At 42.0% G+C, this 15569-nt stretch carries 11 protein-coding genes; 7 read left to right on the top strand and 4 right to left on the bottom strand.

Annotated elements, in window-relative coordinates; translation table 11 throughout:
• Positions 1 to 584: 584 nt before the first annotated feature.
• Positions 585 to 1970: a methyltransferase RsmF C-terminal domain-like protein gene (locus tag BLS28_RS27830; RefSeq protein WP_091175481.1), complete on the top strand. Its 1386-nt coding sequence runs from the start codon at positions 585 to 587 to the stop codon at positions 1968 to 1970.
• 240 nt (positions 1971 to 2210) lie between these two features.
• Here BLS28_RS27830 and BLS28_RS27835 read toward each other — a convergent pair whose 3' ends face one another.
• Entirely contained in the window at positions 2211 to 2894 is a 684-nt protein-coding gene (locus BLS28_RS27835) for a porin family protein (RefSeq protein WP_091175483.1), read from the bottom strand.
• A gap of 196 nt (positions 2895 to 3090) precedes the next feature.
• Here BLS28_RS27835 and BLS28_RS27840 point away from each other — a divergent pair, with 196 nt between their 5' ends.
• From BLS28_RS27840 to BLS28_RS27865, 5 genes are all read left to right on the top strand, one after another.
• The gene (locus BLS28_RS27840; RefSeq protein ID WP_091175486.1) at positions 3091 to 4803 is read left to right on the top strand and encodes a glycoside hydrolase family 3 protein; all 1713 of its coding nucleotides are present in this window, start codon (positions 3091 to 3093) and stop codon (positions 4801 to 4803) included.
• A 208-nt stretch (positions 4804 to 5011) separates the two neighbouring features.
• Positions 5012 to 8182 (top strand): ATP-dependent helicase, encoded by a 3171-nt coding sequence (locus BLS28_RS27845; protein WP_091175489.1) that lies wholly within the window; start codon positions 5012 to 5014, stop codon positions 8180 to 8182.
• A gap of 76 nt (positions 8183 to 8258) precedes the next feature.
• Positions 8259 to 8579, top strand: coding sequence for a glucose-6-phosphate dehydrogenase (locus BLS28_RS30655; RefSeq protein ID WP_143020897.1), 321 nt, complete (start codon positions 8259 to 8261; stop codon positions 8577 to 8579).
• A 298-nt stretch (positions 8580 to 8877) separates the two neighbouring features.
• On the top strand, positions 8878 to 10224 hold the full coding sequence (locus BLS28_RS27855) for a M28 family peptidase (protein WP_091175493.1): 1347 nt from the start codon (positions 8878 to 8880) through the stop codon (positions 10222 to 10224).
• 650 nt (positions 10225 to 10874) lie between these two features.
• Positions 10875 to 12353, top strand: a complete 1479-nt coding sequence (locus tag BLS28_RS27865) for a rhomboid family intramembrane serine protease (protein WP_091175498.1) — start codon at positions 10875 to 10877, stop codon at positions 12351 to 12353.
• A 1-nt stretch (position 12354) separates the two neighbouring features.
• On the opposite strand, the gene BLS28_RS27870 is transcribed toward BLS28_RS27865, so the two are convergent.
• From BLS28_RS27870 to BLS28_RS27880, 3 genes are read right to left on the bottom strand one after another with little or no spacing between them, the layout of a single operon-like run.
• Entirely contained in the window at positions 12355 to 13155 is an 801-nt protein-coding gene (locus BLS28_RS27870) for an ABC transporter permease (protein WP_091175501.1), read from the bottom strand.
• A 3-nt stretch (positions 13156 to 13158) separates the two neighbouring features.
• Positions 13159 to 14058: an ABC transporter ATP-binding protein gene (locus tag BLS28_RS27875; protein ID WP_091175504.1), complete on the bottom strand. Its 900-nt coding sequence runs from the start codon at positions 14056 to 14058 to the stop codon at positions 13159 to 13161.
• The gene (locus tag BLS28_RS27880; RefSeq protein ID WP_090530816.1) at positions 14052 to 14264 is read right to left on the bottom strand and encodes a hypothetical protein; all 213 of its coding nucleotides are present in this window, start codon (positions 14262 to 14264) and stop codon (positions 14052 to 14054) included. Before BLS28_RS27880 ends, BLS28_RS27875 begins: the two co-directional genes overlap by 7 nt.
• 241 nt (positions 14265 to 14505) lie before the next feature.
• Here BLS28_RS27880 and BLS28_RS27885 point away from each other — a divergent pair, with 241 nt between their 5' ends.
• On the top strand, positions 14506 to 15561 hold the full coding sequence (locus BLS28_RS27885; RefSeq protein ID WP_091175507.1) for a sensor histidine kinase: 1056 nt from the start codon (positions 14506 to 14508) through the stop codon (positions 15559 to 15561).
• The last annotated feature ends 8 nt before the right edge of the window (positions 15562 to 15569 follow it).

The raw sequence follows: 15569 nt of genomic DNA on the forward strand, positions 1-15569 counted from the left end.
CCATTTCTTAAAAGAACTTGCTCGCTTCATCATCCGAATCAGCTATTATGTCGTCGCAATTTTCATCGCTTAACTTGTCAGTTTGTTTCCCCGAAAATCGCTTTCGGCTCTTTTGTTTTACTCATTAACTATTGTTAACTTTCTTCCTTCTCTTATTGACTGAACTCGCTCAGCCTCAACTTCTTTCGCTCTTTCAAGCTCCCTTCCGTTTGGGTCTGCAAAGGTAGAAAACCTTTTCTTATTTCCAAAACTTTTTTATTTTTTATTTTTCAAAGTTTCAGACCCGCTTCGCTCTCTCCTTTTCCTCTTTTGCGGGCTGCAAAGGTGTGGATTTCATTTTGATTTAGCAAGTGAAAATTTCACTTTTTTAATCTTTTTATTCGCTTTTAATTTTCAAAAAACAACGCCTCTTTTTCTAAAGCGGTCACAAATGTACACAGAAAACCAGCTACCAACCAAGATATATTTTCAAATAATTAAACCTATTTTACAACTACCTGTAAATTAAGGCAAAATACATCCCCAAACACCTTCATAATTAAGTAAAGACGGGCATTTAGCTAATGTGTATATTTGAAATGTATATGAACGAGCATAATTTCCCTCCGCATTTCATCGCATCATTGAGCGCGGAAAACGGCTTCGATGAAGAAAATTTTGTAAAAGCGCACCGGTTTGAGGAGGCTCCAACCTCTATAAGGGTTAATCCTTTTAAACCATCTGCCTTAAAAATTACACAAAATGTACCCTGGTGCGCCAACGGATATTATCTTGAAAGCCGCCCGTCGTTCACATTCGATCCTCTTTTTCATGCCGGCTGCTATTATGTACAGGAAGCATCATCAATGTTTATTGATCATATTTTTAAAACCATCAACCAAAATAATGATGATACGGTAAAAGTACTTGACCTTTGCGCGGCACCCGGAGGTAAAAGCACCTTGCTTAATTCGGCCCTGCAACCTGCCGATTTATTAGTGGCAAACGAAATCATTAAAACGCGTGTACCTATATTAACAGATAATTTGAACCGGTGGGGTACAGCCAATACCATTGTCACCAATAATGACCCTAAAGATTTCGGGAGGTTGAAAAGCTTTTTTGATATCATACTCGTTGATGCCCCCTGCTCGGGCTCGGGCATGTTCCGAAAAGATCCGGACGCGATGAGCGAATGGTCGGAAGGGAACGTGAACCTTTGCCATCAGCGACAGGAACGCATACTAGCTGATATTTACCCAGCCTTAAAAGAAGATGGTTACCTTATATATAGTACTTGCTCCTACTCACATCAGGAAAATGAAGATATCCTGGACTGGCTTTGCACCGAGTTTGAGCTGGAAAGCATCCGCATACCTATTAATAAGGAGTGGGGCATTGTTGAAACCCAGTCGCCGGAGAAAAAAGCCTGGGGCTACCGTTTTTACCCGGGTAAGATAAAAGGCGAAGGCTTATTTGCCGCCTGCCTGCAAAAAAAAGAAAACAGCGGCGATCTGGCCTCCTTTAAAAATAACACCCAGCAAAAATTGCCAGGCAAGGAACTTGACCAGGTTCGCTCATATATTAATAACCCCGACGAGTTTTATTATTTTAAAGTAAATGACGACTGGATGGCTATTAACCGCTCCCATAAAGAAAGCCTCAATATACTACAGCGACACCTCTATATTAAAAAATCGGGAGTAATTATTGGTAAACTTGCCGGTAAGGACCTGATCCCTGATCATGAACTGGCGCTAAGCCTTATAATTAATAAAGATGCAGTTTTGGAAACGCCCCTTAATAAAGATCAGGCTATCCAATACCTGCGGCGGGATAATATCGAACTATCCACAACAGATAAGGGCTGGACGCTCATGACCTTTGAGGGGCATCCGCTTGGCTGGGCCAAATTATTGCCAAACCGGATCAATAATTATTATCCTAAAGAAATAAGGATTCTCTCGGCACATCCCCCGAGAGAATGGTAATATTATGCCTTTGTGTTAGATTGAAGCGGGTACCGGCCAATGTGGCTAAGGCCCTGCGCAGTATGAGCGGAAAGCCCGGCCGAAGGCAACGCCTAAATAAATAAAGATCGAACTTAAACTCACAAAAAAAGCTAAGCCGTAAAGTTTTGGAATCTCTTCCCCTTTGCGGCTTAGCATATTTGCATAAAAGTAAATGCTACATTAAAGTAGCTGTGATCAATTACCGTACTCCATTATTTATTATTGAAATTTAAACCCTAAACCAATTTGCCAAACCTGGTTACGGTAATCGGGCAGGTTTTGATCAGCATAAGGACGATTTTCGCCAAGGTCGATATTATAACGGCCGCGGATCTCCACATTGCGGTTAATATCAAAGCTTACACCAACTACGCCGGCTACGTAGCTATGACTGGCATCGTTATCAATATGATCGACACTGGTGCCCAAAGCGCTTTCGTAAGTATTTTTGGTTGAAGTTAAAAAGGTAAGCTGTGGACCAATCAGCAGGTTAAAGCCCCGTACCACCCTAAATTTAGCCAGCAAAGGCACATCAATATAATTGGTGCGCTGTGTAAATTTCCCGTCCCGGTCATTCACCTCATATCCTTTTTGCGAAAACAATACTTCGGGAGCAAATGACAGCGGGTAGATAATAGGCACATCAAAGGTTAAACCTGCGTGCCAGCCCGCAAGTGAACTCGAACTATAATTGCTGTTATAAGCATCAACCGTGTTTGAAACGTTTAAACCAACCGCCAAACCAACTTTGGGGGTGTAAAAATCATCATAACGGTGTTGGGGCTGAGACCTTTCAACGACCCGGCGGGGCGGGCGGCGATGACGCGGTCCATAGTAATACCCCTGCGCACTAACTGTCCCTACGGTAAAGAGGCACATTGCCAAGAAAAGTAATTTTTTCATCGTATTTGTCTGTTTTAAATAAGTGGCGGAAAAGTCGTTAGCCCGTTAGTTACCGGTTACCGCCGGCTTTTCCTCGTATGTATGTTAATAACGTGATAGATTAATAAAAAACACAAAGGTTTATTAGCGGTTTGATTTTTATAATAGTTATAACATCATTTTCATCAAAAATTCAGAATAACGCTACATTTGGCCTATGCAAGCTTCTAAAAACCGCATTTTCTACCCGCTGATTATCATCTTCACATTTTTCACCGCCGATGTTTTTGCACAAAAAGAAAGTTATATCCAATTGTTAGGCAAACAAAACCGCTGGGTAGATTCGGTGTATCATAAAATGAGCCGCAAGCAGCGGGTTGCACAATTATTATTTGTACGGGCGCATACCAATAAAGGAAAAGCCTATGAAGATTCGGTTGGGCAGGTGATTAAAGAGCAGCAATTGGGGGGCGTTGTGTTTTTTCAGGGCGGACCGGTGCGCCAGGCCAACCTAATCAATAAATACCAGAAACTGGCCAAAGTACCTTTAATTATAACTATGGACGGCGAATGGGGCCTGGGTATGCGCCTGGATTCTACGATATCATACCCATACCAAATGACCCTCGGTGCCATACAGGATGATAACCTGATTTATAAAATGGGCCAACAGGTAGCTTATGATTTTAAACGCCTGGGCATGCAAATGAACCTTGGCCCCGATATGGATGTGAACAACAATCCTAATAACCCGGTTATCAATTACCGCTCTTTTGGCGATAATATGTATAACGTGGCCAAAAAAGGTATTGTTTATTTTAAAGGCATGCAGGATGCAGGCTTGCTTACTTCGGCCAAGCATTTTCCGGGGCATGGGGATACCAATGTCGATTCGCATTTTGATTTACCGCTGCTGCCTTATAGTCGTAGTCGATTAGATTCTTTAGAGATGTATCCCTTCCGGGAAGCCATCAATGCGGGTATCAGCGGGGTAATGATCGCTCATATGGGGATCCCTTCTTTAGATAATACGCCAAAACTACCCTCAACCCTTTCGCGCCCTATTATTACCGGAATCCTGAAAGATTCGTTAAACTTTAAAGGCCTGGTGATATCCGATGCGATGGAAATGAAAGGGGTAACCAAATATTTCCCCAACGGTGAAGCCGATGTAAAGGCATTTATTGCCGGCAATGATATCATTGAACTATCTGAAAACTCAGACCGGGCTATACTCTTGATCCGTAAAGCTGTGAGGCATGGCAGCGTTAGTGCTGTTGAGTTTGAAGCGCGGATCAAAAAGATCTTAGTTGCCAAATACTGGGCAGGGCTTAATCAATACAAGCCAACTACTTTAACCAATTTAAGCCAGGACATTAACAGCGATGCCGCCAAAGCACTGGTACAACAACTAAGCGATGCCGCGGTAACCCAATTGAAGAACAATAATGTAAAGCTTAATCCATTTTTAAAAACAGCCATCGTGAGTATAGGCGTAAGCTCGCCAACGCTTTTCCAGATGGAGGTTGTAAAAAGTTTCCCGAACAGTCGCATTTTTATAATTAATAAAGATGCACCGGCGATTGCAGTTACCAATATCCTGAACTGGCTTAAACAGTACCAGCAGATTATTGTAGGCATACATGATACCCGCCTCCGCCCGCAGAGCAAGCTTGATTACAGCAGCGATGTAAAACTGATGATTGCCGACCTGGCATCACGCAAAAACACAGCATTCAGTGTGTTTGCCAATGCTTATACCATAGCGGGTTTGCCGGGACTTGAAAACGCTGGCAGTTTATTGGTTTGTTACCAGATGTCGCCCGAACTGCAACAGTCGGCAGCCAAAGTACTTGCGGGACGCTTAAAACCTACGGGTAAGTTACCTGTAAGCGTGAATGCTTTTTTTATTACAGGGATGGGGTTGTAGTCGCCCCCCGGCCCCCTAAAGGGGGAGTTCAAGTATAATATTAACGGGAGGCAATCAATTTCCATTTTAAGTCCTAATTTTGATATCGGTGGTTTTGGGGTTCAGATAAGTATCCTAAGAACGCCCGACTATCAAGCATCAGAATACTAAGAATTTTAATAACCAAATTAGAAGTCTTCCCCTTCAGGGGGAGATTTAGAGGGGGCTTATGCAATCTACATTCAATAAATATAACGCTAAATTCCAGGAAGCCTTAGCCGGTTTAAACCCCGAGCAATTGGCCGCGGTTAACAAAATGGATGGCCCTGTACTTGTAGTAGCGGGCCCCGGTACAGGCAAAACGCAGATCCTGGCAGCGCGGATAGGTAAAATCCTGACTGATACAGACGCTTTACCCAGCGAAATCCTGTGCTTAACGTATACCGATGCCGGTGCAGTGGCCATGCGTAAACGTCTGTTCGAATTTATCGGCCCCGATGCTTACCGTATTAATATATATACGTTCCATGCGTTTTGTAATGAGATCATCCAGGAAAACCTGGAATATTTCGGCAAGCTGAATTTGGAGTCGCTTTCAGACCTGGAATCGGCTATGCTATTCCGGGAACTGGTTGATGAGTTCCCGAACGATCACCTGCTGAAGCGTTTTACGGGCGATATTTATTATGATGTTCCCCGGCTTAAAAACCTGTTCAGCACTATGAAGCGGGAAAACTGGAACGCCGAAATGATTGAGCAGGCGGTAAATGACTATCTTGAAGACTTGCCTAACCGCGAGGAGTTTATTTATAAACGGGCTAATGCCAAAGCGGGCATCAAGATTGGTGATCCGAAACAAAAAGATATTGACGCCGCGCATGATGTGATGAAAAAACTGCTGGCGGCTGTTGGAGAGTATCAAAACTATACAGAAAAAATGAAAACGCGCGGCCGCTATGATTATGACGACATGATTATTTGGGTGTTGCGCGCTTTCCGCGATAATGAAGAAATACTTCGTAAATACCAGGAACGTTATCAGTATATTCTGGTAGATGAGTTCCAGGATACCAGCGGATCGCAAAACGAGTTGCTGCGCTTTTTGCTTAATTATTGGGATACCCCGAATGTTTTTGTGGTAGGCGATGATGATCAGTCGATCTTTAAATTTCAGGGAGCCAACATGAAAAACATCCTTGATTTTGCCAATGACTATGTAGATACACTATACACCGTAGTGCTAAAACATAACTATCGCTCCAGTCAGCAGATCCTCGATATTTCAAAAGCGCTTATCGACAACAATTTTGAGCGATTAACAAGTCAGCTCAATTTAGATAAAGCTTTAAAATCATCTCATCCGCGTTTTAATAACCTGTTGGTTGAGCCGGTGATCCGGGAGTACGAGAACCCTGATAAAGAACTGGTTGATGTATCGCTGCAGATAAAACAACTGGTTACTGACGGTGTACCTCCGGGCGAGATAGCGGTAATTTACCGCAACCACAACCAGGTTGAGGAGATGATCAAATTTTTGGATGTGCAAAAGATCCAGGTAAACACCAAACGCAAGATAGACGTGCTTACCCAACCCTTTGGTGAAAAGATCATTAATATCTTGCGTTACCTTGCCATGGAGCTCGATTCGCCATACAGCGGGGATGAATTGTTGTTTGAGATCATGCACTATGATTTCTTTAACATCCCCCCTATTGAAATTGCCAAGGCAAGCGTTGCAGTGTTTAAAGAAAACTTTGGTACCCTGGCTTACAATCAGCCTAAAACTTCTATCCGCCGTTACGTAAGCGAGATGAGGCCACCCAAACAAGCAGACCTTTTTCACCCCGACCAGCAGCAAGAGATGCGCTACCTCATCAGCAATATTGATTACCTGCTCAAAGAGGCGGTAAGTGTTACACTGCAGCAGCTTTTTCAAAGTGTGATAGCCAAAATGGGCATCCTGAAATATATTATGCAGCAACAGGATAAGGGCAGCTACATGCAAATGCTTACCAGTTTTTTCGACTTCCTGAAAGATGAAAGCCGCAAAAGGCCCGACATCAGCCTGGATGATTTGATCTCGACCATCGAAATGATGAAGAAACATCAGATCCGCCTGGAGCTTAACCAAAGCATCTTTTCGGAGAATGGTGTCAACTTCCTCACGGCACACGGCTCAAAAGGCCTTGAGTTTGAATATGTGTATTTTATTGGCTGCGACAAACGTACCTGGGACAGCAAAGGCCGTAACAGCGGTTTCAGCTATCCCGACACACTTACCCGTTCCGCCGCTGATGAAATTGCACAGAAAGAGGAAGCGCGCCGCCTGTTTTATGTGGCAGTAACACGTGCCAAGCAGCACCTTATGATCTCATACGCCGCTAAGGACAGGAAGGACAAAGACCAGGAGGCAAGCCAATTTATAGGCGAGATATTAGCCAGCACCAATATGCAGGTACAATACCCTAAAGTGGATGCCATGGATATGATCGAGTTCCAGGCAACCCAATTCAGCGAAGCCGAAAAACCAAAGGTTGAGTTGCTGGATAAAAACTACATCAACCAGCTGCTGCAAAATTACACGCTATCGGTAACCCACCTGAGCAGTTACCTGGACTGCCCGCTGCGGTTTTATTTTCAGTGTTTGATCAGGGTGCCATCGGGTAAAAGTCCGGCGGCTACTTTTGGACAGGCGGTACACTGGGCACTCAACAAAACTTACAGGCAGTTGAAGGATAATGACAACGAGTTTTTGAGTACGGAAAATTTCATGCGCGAGTTTAGATGGTATATGGCCCGCAATCGCGATTCATTTACTAAAGATGAGTTTAAGCTGCGCTCAGCCTACGGCGAAAAGATCCTGCCGCCATATTATGAACAAAACGTACCGCATTGGAACAAGATAGCTGTTACCGAACGATCTATAAAAAACATTGAAGTAGCAGGTGTTCCTATTAAAGGTAACCTGGATAAAATAGAGTTTGACGGCAAGCAGGCTACCGTTGTTGATTACAAAACTGGTAAGCCTAAAAATGCAAAAGATAAACTACTGCGCCCAACCAATGATTTGCCCAACGGCGGCGATTACTGGCGACAGGCTGTTTTCTATAAAATACTGATAGATCATGACCGCACTACCGACTGGCAGGTGATCAGCACCATTTTCGATTTTGTTGAACCCATAAGCGATGGTGAATATTACCGCGAAAAATTTGTGATAACACCGGAAGACGTAGAGACAGTAACCGGGCAGATCACCGAAACTTACGCCAAAATCATGGCGCACGATTTCAGCACAGGCTGCGGCAAAAAAGAATGCGATTGGTGCCATTTTGTAAAAAGCAATTTTAAACAAGCTGATGAGATTTTAGGGATTGTTGCGGAGGAGGAAGGAGAATAAAAGATGCTGATGTAGAGACGCATAATTGCGTCTCTCGCAGGACAGAAACAATTGCATTATAATCCTCACAATATAAATGGAAGAAAAATATCAAAATAAATATCGCACGTCATCACCTCGTTTAGCTGGATGGGATTATGGGGCTCATGGTTTATATTTTGTAACCATCTGTACCCTTAACCGTGTACCATATTTTGGAGATATCCTCCCAAATGAAAATAATGAAGCTCTATTTCTACAATCCTCAATTATGGGTGAATTCGCTCATATCAACTGGTTAAAAATTCCAGAAATTAATCCATTTGTCGAATTGGATGAATTTGTGGTAATGCCAGACCATTTGCATGGGATATTGTTTTTTAACAAGCCTGATAAAAATCAATTGGGAAGCAAATAAATTCGGTGTTCAAAAAGATAACGTGGCTTCTGTATTGCGTGGCTATAAATCATCCGTTAAGAAATATGCGAATGACAACAACATCGATTTTGCTTGGCAGCCTCGTTATTATGATCGGGTAATTAGAAATGATCGTGAGTACAATAACATAAAGCAATACATTCATAACAATCCCAACAACTGGTTTACTGAAAGAGATAGGTTTGAAAATTTATATATCTGACCCAAATCATCAAGGTTGACCTGTATGGTCGGAGACGCAATTATGCGTCTCTACGGGAAAAAACATCATCATCATATGAAACACATCTTCTTATTCCTCCTCCTTATCCTTACCCTCCCGGCCTCCGCTCAAACCATCGTAAAGCAGGACACGGGCATTAAGCAAATGGTTGATGAGGTATCAGCCAAAAACATTGAGGCTACCATCCGCAAACTGGTTAGCTTTAAAAGCAGGCACACGCTGAGCGATACCACCAGCAAAACCACCGGCAGCGGTGCAGCACGCAACTGGATCAAGGCCGAAATGGAAAAATATGCGACTGAGTCAAACGGGAAGATGACCGTGCAGTTTGATACGTTCACACAGCCTAAAGGTACACGTATCGATAAACCCATCAAACTCAAAAATGTACTGGCTATATTAAAAGGTACCGATCCGAATGATACCCGGGTGTATCTGGTATCGGGACATTATGATTCACGCATCAATGATGTGATGGACGCCAACGGGGTTGAACCCGGTGCCAATGATGATGCTTCAGGCACTGCACTTTCGATGGAACTGGCCAGGGTGATGGCTAAAAGATCGTTCCCTGCCACTATTATTTTCATGACAGTGGTTGGTGAAGAGCAGGGTTTGTATGGATCTGCCAACGTAGCCAAACGGGCCAAAGCCGAAAACTGGAATGTGGATGCCATGCTGAATAATGATATCGTTGGCAATACTTACGGCATAGAAACCGACCTGAAAGATAACCGTAGCGTACGTGTTTTTAGCGATGGTGTACCTACCGCAGCTACCGATAAACAAGTGGCAGCTTTGAAATCATTAGGAGGGGAAAATGATAGTCCGTCGAGGCAGTTGGCAAGGTATACCAAAGAAATTGGAGAGCGTTATGTTGATCAATTAGACGTAAAGCTTATTTACCGGCGAGATCGCTATTTGCGCGGCGGCGATCACCTGCCATTTTTAGAACAGGGCTTTACGGCTGTAAGGTTTACCGAAATGAACGAGAATTTTAACCGTCAGCATCAGAATATCTGCGCCGAAAACGGTGTTGAGTACGGCGACCTGCCTGACTTTGTTGATTTTAATTATGTGCAAAAAGTAGCCCGCATGAACCTTGCAGTATTGGCTAATCTCGCTTCAGCCCCGGCCGGGCCTCAGAATGTAGGCGTGATCACCAGCGACTTAACCAATAAAACTAAACTGAAATGGGAAGTACCTTCCACGGGTAAAAAGCCCGCCGGCTATTATGTACTGATGCGCGAAACCATCAGCCCCTATTGGGAAAAGAAATTCTATGTAACCGATACTATAGCTACGTTGAATTACTCAAAGGATAATTATTTCTTCGCGGTACAGTCTGTTGATGCTGAAGGGCACGAAAGTTTACCGGTGTTTCCGAAGCCTGTTAGATAGTCTGATAAACATGTCAAATATTTCGTCATTCATCGATGCAATTTTCATGGGCTTAGGGCTTTTTATTCCTTTGCTTTTCCTGTTGAAATTCACAAGCCTTTTTCACAAGAAAATAGATATTAAAACGCTGATCATCTCAACAAACTTATTGCTGCCTATAGCTGCAACAATCAATCTGATATTCTTTGTTTCGGAAATATTTGCAACGTATTATTCACAAACAACTATGAACAGATTAGGGTAAATAACCGCATACTTGGCCCGTATTGGTTTGCATTTGCTATGCAAGCTTTTATTTATTTCTTGCTTCCGCAAATGATGTGGATTAAAAAGGTGCGGACATCGATCATTGCAACTATAGTTTGGGGATTGTTTGCATACGCTTTAGCAGCTTTTATTTTTTACGCCGAACATTATTCCGATTATATCACAAGCTTCAAATCTTCAATAAATTTTTAGCTGATTTAAAATCGCTGATGATTTTCATGCTGCTGCTTGTAACCATTTATTTTGGGGAATCTAAAAAGGGCTCGTAATCCGATCAAAACAACAGGCTCAACCTAACTAATCCGATCATTGATATGCGACAATGTTTTTTTGACTAATAAGAGATTTATTGTCATCTTTATAGCTAAAAAAGTCCTAACCTTATGGCATTTAGCTTTACCCCTTCATTTAAGAAACAAATTGATACAAACAACGCCGACCCAAAACATATCCTGGTAATTGCACTCGAAACCGCCCGGCAACTGGATTGGAGAATAATTTATACCGGAAAAAATGGGCTTATAACAATTATAGGCGGAGGCCTTTTTTCACCCATGCAGGAGTTCAGGCTTGTTATTAATCAGTCTGATATTTTGCTGATAAGTAAAAACGCCGACGGAAAAATTACTGATTGGTCGGAAATGAACGAAGAGAATGTAAATACTTTCATCGAAAAATATGATCAGCTTAAAACATCTCTGAACAGCGAATTTATCGAGGAAAAATTGGTCGAACTCACTCCCATATTTGAATCTGAAGAAGAAGATATCTTAAACGCCCCTCCACCAACCCCAAAAGAAAAGTTACTGGGATTCCTTAGTTTCTTTATACCACGGCCTGAATACTTCATAACACCAATAATTATAAATGTTAACATCGCGATTTTTATTATTATGGTTATTCGTGGTGTATCGACGTTCGAACCTACAGTAAGCGACCTCATTAGCTGGGGAGCAAACTTTGGGCCACTCACTTTAGATAATCAATATTGGAGACTAATAACGGCAATTTTTCTTCATATCGGCATCATGCACTTGCTTTTAAACATGTATGCCCTGATGTATATAGGTATGCTACTTGAACCCTGGCTTGGCAAACTAAAATTTGCAGCTGCCTATTTATTGACAGGTTTATCTGCCAGCATAGTTAGTGTTACAACGCATGGGTTTATTGTTAGTGCAGGTGCATCCGGGGCTATATTTGGCATGTATGGTGTATTTCTTTCCATGCTCACAACAAATATTATCGAAAAAAACGTACGAAAGCAACTTTTGGTCAGCATAGGCTTTTTTGTCGCTTTTAATTTATTATATGGTACTAAAGAAGGGATTGACAACGCGGCTCACGTTGGTGGACTGGTAAGCGGATTCATTATAGGATACCTTTACTATCCAAGTCTTAGCAAACCGGATAATACAGGATTAGAAGTTCTCTCTGTAATGTCCATTGCCGTTTTAACACTACTATGCTGTACCGTTACCTACTATCAAACACCTAATCCATTTGCGATGTACCAGAAAAAGATGAAGGATTTTGCCGTTAAGGAGTCAATGGCATTAGAGGTAATGCAAATGCCAAAAAATACGGCTAAAGATGTTTTAATGTCCGAACTGAAGGATAGGGGTATATACTATTGGAATGAAAATATCCAGGTTATCAACTCTGCTGATTCACTCGACCTTCCCGAACCTTATAAGGTTCGCGACAATATGCTTAAAAAGTACTGCCAGCTACGCATCAATAGTTATAATTTATTATATAAGAGGTTACAGGACAGCACGACAGTTAGGCTTCCGTCCATAGATTCGGTTAATCGCGAAATTGCTGAGATCATTGATGACTTGAGTAAACATAACAAATAATCTACTTCACGCTCTTACGCTGCACAATAAAATATCCTGCCACAAATACAACAACTGCTATAGCCATACTTACAAATACATCTTTAGTAAAAACATCTATTTGTAACCGGTTGGATGGATCGCCATGATTGTTTTTCAGCATGCTACTGATAGCTGCCATTGGGTGTGCATATGGAAACAGGTAGCTATACTCCCAGCCTTTTGAAGCCGCCACAACGCCGGCTATAGTACATATAAAACCAATCCCCATCGGCTTTAAAAAATCTGCCCAAAATAAACTGAGTAAAAACTGAATGGAAAGGATACCTAATGATGATAAAAACAGTTTGAAATAGATCTGTGCCAGTTCTTTCTCCATGTGGAAATCGTCGAACCGTAACTCTGGTTTTACTATGCTTAACAAATTGCCGAAACCAATGGTAAACAGCACAAACAACGCAAGGCAAACAAATACAAGGAAAACCGCATAAAAAAATTTAGCCGCATAAACCGACCAGCGGGGGATTGGCAGATTAAACAAGGTTTTCCAGGTATCGGCCCGGTGTTCGATACTGTTTACGGAGTATGCTATAAATATGATATACATTGGCAGCACCAATGAGCCCATGATACCCAAAATAGCACCAGCAAACTGTAGCCAAAGCATCATCGGCGGCATTGACACCAACTTTTCACTTTTGGTATAAAACCCTACGAACAACAAAACACCTATAAATAAAGGAAGCATTACCGAAGCCCAAAAGCCAAGTGTTTTACGGCTTTTGTAAAACTCCGAACGGAATGACAGTATAAATCCTTTCATGGCTTAGGCTCTTTGGGTGATATCTAAAAATAGTTTTTCCAGGTCTTTTTGCTGTTTACTGATGCTGTAAACCATTTGCCCGTTTTTATTAAGCAGGGCGTTGATCTCGCCCATTTGTTGTTTGGAGATGTAGGGTACCAGTAAATGCTCGTCGGTTACTTCGGTAACGTTAATATGGTGGCGGGTTAACAGGTTGGCGGCGTCAACGGTATTTTCGGCATCAACGCGCACCAGTGGTTTGCTGATGGCCTGCAGGTCGGCAATACTGCCCTGAAAAAGCATTACGCCATTATTTATAATCCCCACATGCGTGGCCATCCGTTCAATCTCGCCAAGCAAATGGCTTGATATAAAAACAGTTTTACCATGTTTGGACACAAGCTTTTTCAACAGCTCGCGGATCTCGATGATACCGTTTGGGTCGAGGCCGTTGGTAGGCTCATCTAAAATCAACAATTTAGGATCGGCCAGCAGGGCCAGCGCAATACCCAGGCGCTGCTTCATCCCTAATGAATATTGCCCCGCTTTTTTATTGGCGGCGGCAGTTAGCTGTACCAGGTCGAGCATATCTTCTACGCGCTGAGCAGGCGCCTGCAATAATAAGGCCCTGTTCAATAAATTTTCCCTCCCGGTTAAGTGCTGGTATAAAGCAGGCTGCTCAATAAGCGAACCTATTTGCGAAAGTATGCTGATGCGGCTTGTTTTGATATCCTGCTCAAAAATGTGAATGTTACCTGCATCGGGTTTTAGCAGGTTAAGCAGGAGTTTGATAGTAGTGGTTTTCCCGGCACCGTTGGGACCGAGAAAACCATATATACTTCCTTCTGGAACTTGCAGCGCGAGTGATTTAACTACCTGCTGCTTACCAAAGGTGAAGGAAAGGCCTTCGGTAGTAATTACCATATGTTATTGTTTTTTGCTATTGAGCAAACAGTTTTAACCATTACAAAACCTTTGTGAAACAATGAGGTAGCATGTACTGCTGTGCGGCCAATTATTGCTGTTTCCTTTTTTTGCTCGAACTGGTAACTTACACCCAAAATAAGGGCAAACATTACCGGGATCAATAACATGATAAAAGGATTTGAATTTTTGATAAGCGTTTTCATTGTGAGTGTTGATTTTATACAACAAAGGAATATTAAAAAAATAACCTGCTAAAATGATTTAGACCAACACACTTTGTTTATAGATGAACGCTTTTCTGCACCTTTTAACCAGTTCATCGATAATAAAAGCCAGTTCATCGAAAAAATGAGCGGCTATATATAAATAACAGGCCGATATCATTATCAAAATATTAAATTAGATGCCACACCCGTAAACATAAAAGGGATTTAAAAACAGCGAATGGAGGCTTCATTACCATTACCGAAATCCAGAACCGGAATAAAAACCGCCTGGATAATTTTTTGGCACCTGTTTTTTTGGACGGGCATTATATCCTTTTTTGTTTTTTTGGCAAGGCTAAACGACGCGCAGCTCAGTACCAAAGAGCTACTGGTGATCTTTTTGCTTTATCCTACTATTAATATCAGCTTATTTTATCTTAACTACCTGGTTTTTATACCTAATTTCCTTAATAAAAAACGGTATTGGCAATATGCCACAGCTGTACTGGTAAGCATAATAATATATGGCATAGGTAAATATGGAGTAGGGTTAATATTTAAGGATATTGTGTTAGTACATCAAAAAGGGCATGTAACCAGTTTTGCCACCTATTTTTACAGCAGTATTTTTACCAGTCTGATATTTGTTTTCCTGAGCACAGCGCTAAAGTTCAGTACAGACTGGTTCCTGAACGAACGCATTCAGCGCGACCTTGAAAATCAGCGCCTTATTGCCGAGCTGGCTTTTCTAAAATCGCAGATCAACCCGCATTTTTTATTCAACTCCTTAAACAGTATTTATTCACTGGCCTATCAGCGTTCGGAAACTACGCCCGAAGCTATCTTAAAGCTGTCGGAAATTATGCGTTACATGCTCTATGAATGTAACGAAAACAAAGTTGACCTGAGTAAAGAACTCCAGTACCTGCAAAACTACATCGATCTGCAAAAGATCCGCTTTGGCAGCAAGGCATTTATTGATTTTAAGGTAGATGGCAATATCACCGATCAAAAAATAGAACCTCTGTTACTGATCGCTTTTATCGAAAACGCTTTTAAGCATGGCGTTGCAAATGATATCAACTCCCCTATAAAGCTACTTATTAACGTAGCGGATGGTAAACTGCATTTTTACATCCAAAACAAAAAACATAACAATAACCGTGATGCTGTAGGTGGAATTGGTTTGATAAACGTGCAGCGCCGGCTCAACCTGCTTTACCCCAACAGGTACTCTTTAAAAATAAGGGATGAAGAATATACCTACACCTGCGAATTATCAATAGATTTATAGTTATAACC

The sequence above is a fragment of the Mucilaginibacter gossypii genome (genome assembly GCF_900100945.1).
Classification (GTDB): domain Bacteria; phylum Bacteroidota; class Bacteroidia; order Sphingobacteriales; family Sphingobacteriaceae; genus Mucilaginibacter; species Mucilaginibacter gossypii.

What these genes read in the sequence shown, in the direction of transcription:
- BLS28_RS27855 (WP_091175493.1), top strand. Translation starts at nt 8,878, where the DNA reads ATGAAACACATCTTCTTATTCCTCCTCCTTATCCTTACCCTCCCGGCC.
- BLS28_RS27830 (WP_091175481.1), top strand. Translation starts at nt 585, where the DNA reads ATGAACGAGCATAATTTCCCTCCGCATTTCATCGCATCATTGAGCGCG.
- BLS28_RS27845 (WP_091175489.1), top strand. Translation starts at nt 5,012, where the DNA reads ATGCAATCTACATTCAATAAATATAACGCTAAATTCCAGGAAGCCTTA.
- BLS28_RS27885 (WP_091175507.1), top strand. Translation starts at nt 14,506, where the DNA reads ATGGAGGCTTCATTACCATTACCGAAATCCAGAACCGGAATAAAAACC.
- BLS28_RS27875 (WP_091175504.1), bottom strand. Translation starts at nt 14,058, where the DNA reads ATGGTAATTACTACCGAAGGCCTTTCCTTCACCTTTGGTAAGCAGCAG.
- BLS28_RS27840 (WP_091175486.1), top strand. Translation starts at nt 3,091, where the DNA reads ATGCAAGCTTCTAAAAACCGCATTTTCTACCCGCTGATTATCATCTTC.
- BLS28_RS27865 (WP_091175498.1), top strand. Translation starts at nt 10,875, where the DNA reads ATGGCATTTAGCTTTACCCCTTCATTTAAGAAACAAATTGATACAAAC.
- BLS28_RS27880 (WP_090530816.1), bottom strand. Translation starts at nt 14,264, where the DNA reads ATGAAAACGCTTATCAAAAATTCAAATCCTTTTATCATGTTATTGATC.
- BLS28_RS30655 (WP_143020897.1), top strand. Translation starts at nt 8,259, where the DNA reads ATGGAAGAAAAATATCAAAATAAATATCGCACGTCATCACCTCGTTTA.
- BLS28_RS27870 (WP_091175501.1), bottom strand. Translation starts at nt 13,155, where the DNA reads ATGAAAGGATTTATACTGTCATTCCGTTCGGAGTTTTACAAAAGCCGT.
- BLS28_RS27835 (WP_091175483.1), bottom strand. Translation starts at nt 2,894, where the DNA reads ATGAAAAAATTACTTTTCTTGGCAATGTGCCTCTTTACCGTAGGGACA.